The sequence below is a fragment of the Arachidicoccus ginsenosidivorans genome (genome assembly GCF_007971385.1).
GTDB lineage: Bacteria > Bacteroidota > Bacteroidia > Chitinophagales > Chitinophagaceae > Arachidicoccus > Arachidicoccus ginsenosidivorans.
The window spans coordinates 2,745,526-2,758,425 of record NZ_CP042434.1 but is presented as its reverse complement, the minus strand read 5'-3'; the positions used below and the strand labels follow the sequence as shown (position 1 = coordinate 2,758,425).

At 39.6% G+C, this 12,900-nt stretch carries 9 protein-coding genes and 1 pseudogene; all 10 read right to left on the bottom strand.

Features of this window, described 5'->3' with window-relative positions:
• Positions 1-233: 233 nt before the first annotated feature.
• Positions 234-2,294, bottom strand: a complete 2,061-nt coding sequence (locus FSB73_RS11010; protein WP_146781856.1) for a glycoside hydrolase family 2 TIM barrel-domain containing protein — start codon at positions 2,292-2,294, stop codon at positions 234-236.
• Positions 2,288-2,797, bottom strand: coding sequence for a sugar-binding domain-containing protein (locus FSB73_RS11005; protein WP_146781852.1), 510 nt, complete (start codon positions 2,795-2,797; stop codon positions 2,288-2,290). The genes FSB73_RS11010 and FSB73_RS11005 overlap by 7 nt, the downstream gene beginning before the upstream one ends.
• Before the next feature lie 31 nt (positions 2,798-2,828).
• A pseudogene (locus tag FSB73_RS24790) lies at positions 2,829-4,258 on the bottom strand (glycoside hydrolase).
• Positions 4,259-4,622: 364 nt separating this feature from the next.
• Complete coding sequence (locus tag FSB73_RS10990) at positions 4,623-6,626, bottom strand: RagB/SusD family nutrient uptake outer membrane protein (protein ID WP_146781843.1); 2,004 nt, start codon at positions 6,624-6,626, stop codon at positions 4,623-4,625.
• A 66-nt stretch (positions 6,627-6,692) separates the two neighbouring features.
• On the bottom strand, positions 6,693-9,638 hold the full coding sequence (locus tag FSB73_RS10985) for a SusC/RagA family TonB-linked outer membrane protein (protein ID WP_146781840.1): 2,946 nt from the start codon (positions 9,636-9,638) through the stop codon (positions 6,693-6,695).
• Positions 9,608-9,916: a carboxypeptidase-like regulatory domain-containing protein gene (locus FSB73_RS10980; protein WP_146781837.1), complete on the bottom strand. Its 309-nt coding sequence runs from the start codon at positions 9,914-9,916 to the stop codon at positions 9,608-9,610. The genes FSB73_RS10985 and FSB73_RS10980 overlap by 31 nt, the downstream gene beginning before the upstream one ends.
• A 202-nt stretch (positions 9,917-10,118) precedes the next feature.
• A complete protein-coding gene (locus tag FSB73_RS24785; protein ID WP_225974711.1) occupies positions 10,119-10,568 on the bottom strand; it encodes a hypothetical protein in 450 nt (149 codons plus the stop codon).
• Between the two features lie 115 nt (positions 10,569-10,683).
• Entirely contained in the window at positions 10,684-11,388 is a 705-nt protein-coding gene (locus FSB73_RS24780; protein ID WP_225974710.1) for a right-handed parallel beta-helix repeat-containing protein, read from the bottom strand.
• Between the two features lie 35 nt (positions 11,389-11,423).
• Positions 11,424-11,684, bottom strand: coding sequence for a hypothetical protein (locus FSB73_RS24775; RefSeq protein ID WP_225974709.1), 261 nt, complete (start codon positions 11,682-11,684; stop codon positions 11,424-11,426).
• A gap of 40 nt (positions 11,685-11,724) precedes the next feature.
• Positions 11,725-12,780, bottom strand: coding sequence for a glycoside hydrolase family 88/105 protein (locus FSB73_RS10970; RefSeq protein ID WP_225974708.1), 1,056 nt, complete (start codon positions 12,778-12,780; stop codon positions 11,725-11,727).
• Between the last annotated feature and the right edge of the window lie 120 nt (positions 12,781-12,900).

The window sequence follows — 12,900 nt, the reverse complement described above, 5'->3', positions numbered from 1 at the left end:
TGTAGTTCTGTGTTTTGGAAAACCGTAGTGCTTCTGTATTAAAACTTATTTTTTTGTAAAGCTTAAGTTGAAAGTGCATGCTAATAATTTAATTTACTGGACTCTTATCGAATTATAACCTGACACTCGTTTCGGATTCATCATGATCTTTCAATTAGATAACAATTCAGTACACCGCTCAAAAAAGCTTCCATCGCAATTAATAAAATATCAATTATGACAATACTTATTGTTTAATTATGGCCACCTCTCAATAAATACTTCACTGATTTTAGCCCTCCGCCTGGCGCTACTTGTTGTATTTTGATGGGCACTTCAAATTCTTTTTTGCCAGGCTCACAGGCAATATAAGCCCTGAGCCTGCCAAGGTAGACCGACCGGACATTTGCACCGTATTGTAGGCTATCTCTGACATTGCCATTTTCTAGACCAACCAGCTTGCAGTTATTCCCCACTTCTACCTTAAGCAGTGAATGGTCAGATTGAACGGTATTACCAGCATTATCCACAATATTAATATCCAAGGCATAATATTGTGGTTCACCATTTTGCAAGACCAACGCATGGGATTTAATATCAATATGATCGGGCTGGCCATAGCTAACAAGGCTATCTGTTAATATCTGACCATTACTGCTACCTGCCTTTACAGCCAAAGTACCTTTCTGATAAGGCACTTGCCAGACAATTACATGCGTTGAATCAGTTTGCCCTTTACTGCCAAGTGAAACACCATTCAAATACAAGGTCGCTCTATCGCAATTTGTATAACAATATACATTGACCGAATCTCCTTCCTTATAATTCCAATCAGGACGGGCCATAGAATGTCTGCTGTTCTTTAAATCTATATGGCGGCCATTACGCCGCTGGATCCTTGAAGTGCCTAAATAAACCATAGGTTGTTTAGACCAAATGGACTGCCTGAAATAAAATTCCGGTTTTTTATACCCCGCCATATTAATCAGGCCTGCCTCATTGCCATGATCTGGCCACCTGCCCGCTTCACCCAAATAATCAATGCCAGTCCATAAAAACTGCCCCATAACAAAAGGATGCTGCGATACTGCCTGCCAGGCAGCGTACCCATGACCATTCTCGCTGCCATAAATAATTCTTTTTGGATAACTATCGTGATCCTTCTCATATCGATATTCCTGATAATTATACCCTGCCACATCAAGCACATCTGTGTAACCTACTTTATCGCTGACCATAACAGCAGCCAATCCGGCAGTGACGGGCCTTGACGGATCCAGTGAATGCGTAAGCGTAGATAATTGCTTGGAGATCCTTCCCAAGGCTTCAGCAGAGGGGTGCCCCTTCATATAACCGGATCCATAAATCTGCGGATAATGGCCTTCATTTAAAACTGGATTAGAATAAGGATCGTTTGGATAATCAATTTCATTACCGATGCTCCACATTATAATTGAAGGATGATTTCGATCTCTTTGAATCATATCCGTCAGGTCCTGTCTCCACCACTGTTTAAAATCTGAATGATACCCATCAGTTCCGGGCGTCCCTTTATTCCAGCCAGCAATCCATTTATGTTTTCCTAATTCCCACTCATCAAAGGCTTCATCAATCACTAAAAACCCTAACTTGTCGCATAAATCATATAAGCGTGTCGAATGAGGGTTGTGCGTCATCCTTATTGCATTACAGCCTACTTGCTTTAATAGTTCCAGTCTTTCTTGCCAAACAGCCATCGGTACTGCCGTTCCAAAACTACCCGCATCATCATGAAGGCAGACACCTTTTAATTTTAGATTTTCTCCATTTAAGAAAAAACCTTTATCAGAATCAAAACGAACAGTACGTATACCTACAGCGGTTTTAAAGTACTCCTGCTCATGGCCATTTACAATTAAGCTGGTGATCAAGGTGTATAAATAAGGGTGTTCAACCGACCAAAGCATTGGACGCCTAACGATCAAACTATCAGTGATTGATGCGCTTCGGTTTGCTGCCGAAATATCTGAAACACTTTTTGAAGTTTCTGTTATTACTTTGCCAGCACTATCCAATAATTTGTATGCAATACGCAAATTAGGTGTATTTGTACGTTCATTTTTTGCTGATACGTTTGTTAATTGCTTAAAATTATCTACAATATCTGTATTCACTTTTAAGATTGCCTGATCACCTGCCACAGCCTTTGTTTCAACGTGAACACCCCAAATTGGTATATAAACATTAGGGGTTTTTACCAGATAGACATTGCGGTAAATCCCCGATCCTGTATACCATCTGGAATCTGCAAAAGCCGAGTGGTCTACCTTTACCAAAAGTTCATTAGACCCACTATTTTTAAATAAGGTGTCAGCTCATAGAAAAAAGAAACAAATCCGTTAGGACGCCTACCCAACAGATGCCCATTTAGCCAAACCTTGCTATGCTTATAAATACCCCCAAAATAAATAAAATATTTACCGTCTGGGTATTGCTTATTTAAATTAAAGGCTTTTTTATACCAACCAATACCGCCAGGAAGATAACCGGTCGCACTGGCCCATTTTTGCGAAAATGGAGCAAGGATGCTCCAGTCGTGCGGTAAATCAACTGGCTGCCAATCCCCGGCTTTTATAGTAACGGCACCATTGGCACTATCCAGATCTCCTTTATGAAAAGACCAACCATCATTAAACAATTTGGCCCCTTCAGGCAATTGAGCAAAAACAGACATCACCAAAAGACAAGCAAAAAACGTACAAAACAATTTTAGCCTGTAATTTTTATAACCCTTTGCTAATCCAATCTTTCCTTCCGAAAAACACCTTTGTTGAGTCATCTTGATTAAATTTATCTGTTAGTGCAATTAGCTACCTTAAAATCCCTGTTAAAGTCGTAACGGAGGCTGGCTGAAGCGCGACTTCCTGTCCACTTGCCAGATTAAAATGTTGTAGATTAAACCGATCTGAGGTAACGTATTTATCTTTTAAAATGAGTCGCCTATTCTGCAATTGAAGCTTTTTTACCGTATGGGTATTATTCACTGCGACTATAACCACCTTCTGGCTTTTTTGGTCTTTAAATGCGCTTATAAGCAAGCTGGAATCATTAGGTTCGCCATTTGATATATGAGTACCTATACGGATATATCCAGGACGAATAAATCTGCTGTAATTCCCCAATGCCCAGAGCATTTTACTTTCATAATATTTTCCAGTACTATATGTCTTATCCACATAGATCAAGCCGTCTTTGTAATCATAAGCAGAAAGAGCCAACCACCAATGCCAGGCACTGGCATCTGCATAACAAAGATCCATAAACACAACTTTTGCTAAATACAGTGCCGAGGTCATCCCAAGATCTCTGTGGTTACCGTTAATTTCTCCATGATTGTCTCCTAAAATGCAATACTCACTCATCCAATAACCCAGATCCTTTTTGCCAGATGCGACTTTTGCAGTATTTATGGCTGTCCTTATCTTTTCTCTTTCTGCCATCCCTTTTATCATTGGAGCCGTCGTAAAATAACTATGTGCAGATACGCTATGAGACATATGACTAAGTCCAAGTACACTATTTGCACCATCTGGCATAAAAAACTGTTGAATCTGGCTTCCTCTTTCGGGCTTATTACCATTGGAATATAAATAGTCAATTTCTCCGGCCTCAGCAATAGATAATTTCGTTGGTAAATGAGCTGCTTCCAATTGTTTATTAATGGTACGGCCAAGTTCCACTATTTCATTATTTCTATAAGGACTGCCCTCCTGCCCCCATCACTCCAATCCCATTGCGGTTCGTTAACGGGGCTAATATAATTAAGCAACACACCTGCGCTTTTCTTTACACCTTCTATTACTTTTATAAGGTAAGCAGCAAAATCATTGTATTTATCACTCATCAAGTTGGTTTTGCCTTTAGTCGCATAGGTCAGATGATTGGTCGTCAACTGATAAGGAGCACTATTACAAAAGCCAATAAAGTCTTTAACGCCTCTACGATGGGCAGCCTTCAGAAACCAGCGTTGTCCCGCCGCTTTTGAAAAATCATAGCTCCCATCCCCGTTAAGAAAACTCTCGGCTCTACGCCATGGGTCTTTAATACCACTTTTATTCCCTTGCTCAGTGCTGCCTGCACCAATATTAAATCGCCACGCGGACAAACCAATCCCCATTGGGCTTCCGTCCTGGTCTAATCTTTGGCTGAATAATAAATCAGCAATCTTACTTTTTACTTTTTCATCCCACAGACCCACATATTGACATGCCCAAGCATCGCTGGCACCAAAATTATCCATCACCTGGAAAGTTTGGTCACCAATGAGCTGTAAATGAACTATATCACCTGTGCTGTCTGTCACGGTTTTGGCAATAGGTTTTGCCAAAACTGTGACAGACAATATTGTCAGGCTAACAAACAATGTGGCTACACCAGAAAACATTTTTTTGTAATGAAATATCGCATCTTTCTATTGATAATTTTAAAAGCCATAAATAGGCTCATTATCCAAATCCAGCCCAAAGCAGTCAAAACCGATGAACTCAACCCTCAAATCCATTATTTATCGCCCAATGTAAAATTACCTTATAATATTCAATCACATGGGTCGAGAAAATACTATAAGGTAATAAATGATATAAATATAAAAATTAAACTATGGGTTACTCTGCTCCTTTCCCCGCCTCTGTCGGCCATCCAGGGTTTTGATAGATGGGAGAAGTACTTGCATCACCATTTGTACTTTCCGTAATGATGAAATTCTCTGCGGCAATAGGGCTCAAATAATGAGCCATTGTCCATCTAACCCCATTATAACCAGTTGAGGAAGCTAGGATTTCGTAAGGTCTGAGATATTTGCTTAAAGAAGGGTCAGAAACGACTGCCTTAGAATTTGAAGAACCATAAATCAACTGATCGCTTGTATACCAATTTTTAATTGGCCCCCAGAGTTTAAACCCTTCTATATGGGCCGGATTAGCAATTAGTTGATCCAAGGAGCGCCAACGCTTAAGGTCCATAAATCGTAAACCTTCTGCCATCAATTCATCCCGACGTTCTCTGCGAATATTATACAGTGTTGGACCTACGAGCTTGCCTGCTGAATAAGCACCCCAATCAGCCGTCTCTTTGGCCATAACGGTCGCCGATATTGTTGCATTTATATCTGTACTTACTTTGGCTCTTTTCCTTATTGCCTGCCAATATTTCATAGCATCCGCATCTAAACTACCATTTCTCTCATAAGAAGCTTCAATATAATTCAAATAGGCCTCGGTTGCCCTAAAAATAATACAACCTGTATAACCTTGACCATTACCTGCATGGGCACCATCATAATTTAAACCCTTTCTGATAGCATATCCAGTCGTATACTTCTGTTCTGCATTTGAAGACCATATTTGTGGTATAGGCTCGATTACAGTAGCATGATCACCCATCGAAGCATTCAATAGAACATTAGTATCTCCGGGTTCTTTTAAAAACAATTGCAACCTGTCATCCCTATTAGCTTTCAAGGACTCAATTGAATCATCGCCCTCATAACCACTTCCAGCTGCATAAATGGGTAACCCGTTGGCCATTAAAAAACTTTCTACCATACTTCTAGTCGTACCAACACCATCATTCCCTAATTCCTCGTACACTTGAACATTATGGGTTAACCCAAGTGCCTTGCTATATTGGCGCCAAAGTAGCACTTCACTATAACCAGACATGTCCACAGCACCAAACATACTGAAATATGGATTTTCATTATTGGGAGATTGAATTATACCAGTATTGCTGACAATAGGAACCGCATCAGCTACTATCTTTGCAGAACTCATCGCTTGTTGAAGAAAATACTGGATTTCACCATCTATACTTCCAGAAGGGAATTGATAATTAGCATTATAATCTTTTGCTGCGCCAGGCCAATTAGGACCATTAGGCACAAAAGCTGTTCCCTTAAAATATTTAAGCCATGTTCCTTCATAAAGCGCCACCCTGGACTTAAACAATTCTGCACAATATTTAGAAAGTCTATTTTTGGAACCTCCGTCAGGCGATTCAACACCCATTAACAAAGAAGCAGAATCCAAATCTGAGAGTATAAACCTTGCAACTTCTGTTGATGGCATGCGTTTACTTTCCTGGGTAAGAATTTCTTTATCATCGGGTAATGTATTTCTTACAATTGGAAAATCTCCTAATGCCTGCAATTTTGTAAAATATACATAAGCCCTTAAAAAATAAATTTCTCCAATGTCTTGCTTTATACTGCTTTCGTCCCCTGAGATAGTTCCAGCCTTCCATTTAGGCAGGACTGTTTCCAAAAAATAATTTAAAGGATAAATAGAACCAAAATCCCAATCGCCCCCAGTTGCGCCCACAAGCCATAAACCTGGAGCATACTTATTATCCATGGACATTCCAGCCATATTATCAGTGTTGGCATCTGTACCAAATGTGCCGAAAGTCCACTGTGAATGCCCGGGTAAAATATTTGGATATTGTCCAAGAACATATGCCTGTAACTGAGATTCATCATTTAGATAATCCTGTGGCGTAATATTGGACAACGGTGCTTTATCCAAAAATTTTTTACAGGAGGAAATTGATACGATTACAGAAACCATGGCTGCAAATACAACCCAGTTACTATTTTTAAAAAGTTTTTTCATTGATCTTAATTTTTATGCGCGCAGAAAATCAAATATTATGTTTTCTTATTGTGCCTTACTTATTTTTTAGAAAGATAAACTTACCCCGCCAGAAATTGTTTTTTGCAAAGGATATACGTCACCGCCTGAACCTCCATCTACGGTTTCTGGGTCAAACATTTTAGCCATTTTTGTCCCCGTCCAAAGATTTTCTCCTGTCACGTAAAAACGCACATTAGAAATGCCCCATTTCTTCACTAATAATGCAGGAAGGGTATAGCCAATCTGCAGATTCTTTAATCGGATATAGGCTGCACTTTGCAAATATTTTGTTTGAACCTGTAAGTTTTTATTCGAGAATAATGGACGTGGATAATAGGAATCTAAATTCTGCCCCATCGGGTCATTAGGATCTGCCCTGAAATAATCTTCATGTTGTACAAAGCCTGCAGCCCACCATTGACCGGCGCCAGTTGCTCCCCAGAAAAACGGGCTTCCCTGCCAGTAATCTCTTTTCATTACACCTTGGAAAAGCATATTAAAATCAAATCCTTTCCAACTGGCATTTGCAGAAAATCCAAATGTATAGCGTGGAGTGCTATTACCAATCACATGGAGATCTCCGGAATTAATTGAAGTTCCATCACCTGTACTCAATTTCCCATCATGATTATAGTCGGCATACATTATGTCTCCCGCTGCCCAATTTGATCCCAATGAACTTTGTCCACCATCCAGGGTAGCCAAATGTTTATCCATCTCATCTTGCGTTTTAGCAATACCGATTGTAGTGTAACCCCAAATCTCACCTACTTTTCTTCCAGGAATATAAGTACTTAATAATGATGTTGGATTAGGATACTTAGTTACAATAGTCTGATTATCGGCTAATTGAAAATGAAGCCCATAAACAAATCCATTTTCCAAATGGTCATTCCAACTCAATTCTGCCTCAAACCCATAAGTTTTTAAGTTGGTATTATTAGTCGTTGGAACTGCAGTTCCCAAAATCACCGGCAATTCAGGTGCGGGACCCACCATATTCAAAGTTTTGCGCGTGAAAATATCAAAGGAACCGGTAAGCCTGTTATTCAGTGCTCCAATATCCAGACCTAAATCATAACTTTTTATACTTTCCCAAGTTAATGTAGAGCTAACCAATCCCGGGGCAGATGCTGTATTAGGTTTTCCTCCGTTTAATAACCATGAGCCACTAGCCGTGCTAATTGGCATGGTAACATAGGTTGGATACCAATTGTTTGTATTTTCATTACCCAGCTGACCATAAGATGCCCTAATCTTAAAAGTACTTAGCGCTTTATTTAAAGGAGCCCAAAATGCTTCTTTTGCAACATTCCAACCAACTGATAATGAAGGAGAAAGCATCCACCGATCATCCTCTCTGAACCTGGAAGATCCATCATATCGAAGATTGGCTTCTAATAAATATTTCTCCATGTAATTATAGTTCAACCTTCCAAAAATACCTGCTGTTGACCAGGCTTGATATTGGCCGCTTACGGATGGGGTTATGGGCACCCCGTTTGGATCCGTGCCTGAAGTGGTATTAATTGTGGAAATGGCAGGAACAATAATGCCGTTTCTCTGAACACTTACGTCTCTATATTTAGTTGATTCAGACTGAAACCCGCCCATAATTTTAAAATTATGCTTTTGATTAAAGCTCTTATTATATTCAGAGTATATATTAGTATTGAAATAATCTTCTTTATAACCATACTCATAAACATTCGAGCTATTAGAATAAACATAAGGGTTGCCATTTACGTCATGATTATAAAGTTGCTGTGCATCCCAATGACGAAATACAATTTTAGATCGGTAGTCACCGATGGCATATATTTTCCAACCAGTAATTGGCTCAATGGTTAATCGAAGTTGCTGATAATCCCAATCCGTTTGCGTGTTATCTTTACCCCCTTCTGCCATAGCTAGCGCCGGAGAAGGTGACGAAAATAAAAAGCCATTCGGATCATACAATGGCAGTGTTGGCCAACCTTGTCTGGCCAAATCCTGATAGAATCCATTTGTTAAGGCGGAAGGTCTTTGATAACTTTCATGGAGATAGCGATTACTATAACCAATATTTACATAGTCGCCCACTTTTGTATTGACCTTTACAGTTCCTCCATATCTGCGGTAAAAATCCTGATTAAACTGCATTAAACCATTCTGTCCCATATAATTCCCTGACAAATAATAAGTAGTGTTCTCATTTCCTCCACTAACACTTACATTATGTTCTTGAGAAAACGAACTGGGCCTATACATCGCTTTGTACCAATCTACATTGGCATTACCTGAGCCATAGCCATCTGCCCAATATTGAGGATTATTTGGATTAGGAATATCTGAAGCAGTAATAGTGCCTTCTTGATATTGCTTGATACGCGCAAGATGCGCAGAATCAAAAGCCGCGCTACTTCCTCCATTCACATTTGCTGCATTGAGGTATAATGCCCAGGTATAAGAATCCATTTGTTGAGGCAATAAAACAGGCTTTGCTGATCTAAAGTTGTTATTATAATTGACTTTAGTCTTCCCATTATGTCCTTTTTTCGTTGTTATTAAAATTACACCAAAAGCCGCCCTGCTACCATATATTGCGGAGGCTGATGCGTCTTTCAATACGGATATACTTTCAACATCCTGAGGATTAATGGCGGTTACCGAGCCTTCCATTCCATCAATTAACACTAACGGAGAGGAAGAGGAGGAACCAATAGTTCCAATTCCCCTAATATTTATACTGGGCGAACTCTCCAAGGAACCATTATTCTGGGAGATATTTAAACCTGGAACCAACCCTTCGAGCGCCTGCGACAAGTTTTGTACTGGCCTGTTTTGTAAGTCTTTCATATTAACCGTACTTACGGCACTGGTTAGATCCACCCTCTTTTGTGTACCGTAACCCACGACGACCACATCGTTCATAGAAGTTATCGTACTTTGGTGTAACTGAACACGAATCAAGTCTTCGGTTACCGCAAACGTTTGAGATTCAAATCCAATAAGGGAAAATACAAGACTATCCCCAGGGCAGCTTTAAAGGAAAAACGTCCTGAGCTATCTGTAATATCTCCTGACTTACCCTTTTGCGCTGTCACTGTTACATTTGACAGTGGACTTCCTAATTGGTCTGTGACTTTACCATGAACAACTTGTAAGGTTTGCGCATGCAATTGAACCATAGTAAAAATCAACAAACTAAAAACACATAATACGGTAAGAGGCCATTTACGGTTAAATCCCCTAGTAATAAAAATCGAACCATTCCTATTTTGTTTCATTTGATTTCAATTGTAAAATGTTTATAAATCCTTAAGCATTTATTAATAAAATTCAAAACAACTTCATTTTTACGCTTATTTGGGGGTAATTTTGTAAATAAAGGGGGACATTTTAGGTTATATTAACCTATTCTAAACTTATCACACGTAACAAGCGTTAAATTTTTAGGAATTCAAATAACGGACACTTTAAACACCCACCCTATTTGTCCATTCTATTGAAAAAGGACTGGATTGCCAGTTTATTTACAAAATGACCTTCAGCGGCTCCTTCCCCTATCTTCTTTTTTATTATTAAGCCCGCTAGTTGTTCAAAGCCATCATAAGTAACTGATTTTCTATATTTTGAATAAAAATTAGCAGCGTCTTTTACATTTACATTTCCGTCGGGTGGTAATGAATCGTATTTTCCTAAGTAATAATTATTTAAAAAGTAGTTGCGCGAAGAATGGTTCATTTTAAAACTACTTTCTCCACTAGCAGAAAACAAATTTTGCTTAATTATAGTACTGTCAGCAAATCCATTCCACGAATCAGCTTCCAACATTGTCCGATCAATACGCGCATTTTTTACAGAGGTTTGATGGATAATATTATGTTCAATTGTCGTGTTTTGAACAGGGCCAGCAACATGAATTGAAGGTGAAAACATTTTACCCGAACGGGCCGGTTTAGGCCGGATGCCGTCATTAATGCTGAGATTATATCGAACGACTGAACCAATATTGCCTATATTGTATGGATAATGGGAACCCCATCATTACAAATCAGTACCATCCCACCATAATTATCGTGACTGTAATTATACTGGATCGTGGTATTATTACAATTATAATCTGCATCAAACCCTGGGCATCCCACTGGTTTTTCTGCCCACTGACTTCGTTGAATTGAATCAAGGTATTATCGCAACTCCATGGCCAAATACCTGCAGCGGCTTCAGATGAGGGAAGAATTTCCGGACAATCCCGCATCACATTATATTCAATCAGTGCGCTATCGCAGCCAATGGGAACAATACCATCACCCGGCACACCTTCCAAAAGATTTTTTCGGACGACTATATGCGTGTTAGGATGCCAGTTATCCCTTCTATAGGGAGCGTTCCAGATAATGCCATTTCTGGCCGTACGCCGGATAACACAGTCTTCAATTAATAGACTATCGAAAATGGATATCTTATTGCGCCATTTGTTTTCAATTTGAATACCACTGCCTCCTCCTTTTGACTTTATGAGGCTGCCATTGACATCATGAACATATAGCCCTCTGAGTATCAGACGATGTGAAACCCCATAATCTTGACAAAGGAGTTTAACTCCTGTTCGGCCAGCCAACCTAACAGAACCTTTATTGACGATTTCAAGATCCTGCAAGGTGATATAATCAGAATTCTTGATTTCTATTGTGTATAAAGCATGGTCAAGTGCAATAATCTGCGGCTTGTTTCCTTTTCCATAAGTATCAAACACAATAGGTAGTGCTGCTGTTCCCTGAGCCTGAATATTTAAATTTCAAAAAATACTGTCCCTCTTTTCAGCAGTACACTATCCCCTGGCTTCAGATCGATCTGACTGAGTTTGGATAAATGCTTCCAGGCATTAGATATTGTACGACCACTATTCGCATCATTTCCCTGAAAACCATCTATATAATAAGTTCTTGGACTTCCGGCTTTTTCCCTATCCGAAGACATCTGCGCAATACTAAAATTTATTACCCCAAATCCGAGTAACGTTAAACCATAAACGATCAATTTCTTTTTCAACACTATAGTTTTAAAGGATTAAGCGAGCCTTTCTTATTTATTAAAACGATTTCAAGTGTTTGTACCTGGCTGCGGCAGCGAGCAAAAATGCACCCACCCCGAAGTCGGCAGTTGATTGCTTATCTACTATTTGCCCTGGAATGGCCCTGTCTCCAATTGGTTGAACATAACCTACAGTACCGTCAGGTTGCAGCGCAATATTTTTAAGGTAAGCCCAGCCTTTGTTTGCCACCATTTGATAGGTAGTCCCACTCAAAATCCCATCATTGATTCCTTTTTGCATACCATAAACGAAAAACGCCGTTCCGCTTGTTTCTGGACCAGGAGCAAATTTTCCGTCCAGTAAGCTCCTACACCAATAACCTTCTGGCTGCTGCGCAGCCGCCACAGCTTTAGCCATTGACTTAAAACGACTGAGATATAATGCTCGATGAGGCGCATTTTTTGGAAGGTCGGCTAACATTTTAGCAAGTGCAGCAAAGACCCATCCATCTCCTCTGGACCAGAAATCCTTTTTAGCATCGGGCGTTTTATGTTTGGGATATACATAACGGGCATCCCGGTAATAAAGGCCAACCTCTGCATCAAACATGACACTGTCCGCATAGGAAAAATATTCAAATAGCTTATCCAGATACCTCCTGTCATGCGTTACCTTATAAAGCTTAGTCATAACAGGCATTACCATATAAAGTCCGTCGGACCACCACCAATAATCATTTTTAGACGTGCTCATTTCATATTCGATGACTTCTTTCGCACGGGCAATTTTTTGTGGATCTTGTTGCTTATCCAAATTATATAGGTCAATATAGGTTTGAAAACAAACCTGCCAATCGCCAAATAAAACATGATCCATGGTTTCACCATAGTTATATTTCCAATTGGCTTTATCATTGGAAGTGGCCCCTTGCCATTGATTAAAAATAGCCCAATCCGTGGCATATTGAATATAGGTCGATTTTCCAGTCACTTCATAAGCGGCCATATTCCCTGTTTGATACGCTGCATGATCCCAAAATGCACGCACCTTTGCAGAATGCGCCGATTGCCAATGATCATTTACGCGAATAATAATTGCCCTAACGCTATCCACCTCAGAGGTTTTGGCTGATCTAAATTGGCCAGCAGCTTGAATAGAACAAGTTACGCCGCCAAACGTCAAAACGAGGAAAAATGCCCTTATCAAAAATTTCCTAATATGATTATTCATCTT

What these genes read in the sequence shown, in the direction of transcription:
- FSB73_RS24785 (WP_225974711.1), bottom strand. Translation starts at nt 10,568, where the DNA reads ATGTTTTCACCTTCAATTCATGTTGCTGGCCCTGTTCAAAACACGACA.
- FSB73_RS10980 (WP_146781837.1), bottom strand. Translation starts at nt 9,916, where the DNA reads ATGAAACAAAATAGGAATGGTTCGATTTTTATTACTAGGGGATTTAAC.
- FSB73_RS11005 (WP_146781852.1), bottom strand. Translation starts at nt 2,797, where the DNA reads ATGACTCAACAAAGGTGTTTTTCGGAAGGAAAGATTGGATTAGCAAAG.
- FSB73_RS10990 (WP_146781843.1), bottom strand. Translation starts at nt 6,626, where the DNA reads ATGAAAAAACTTTTTAAAAATAGTAACTGGGTTGTATTTGCAGCCATG.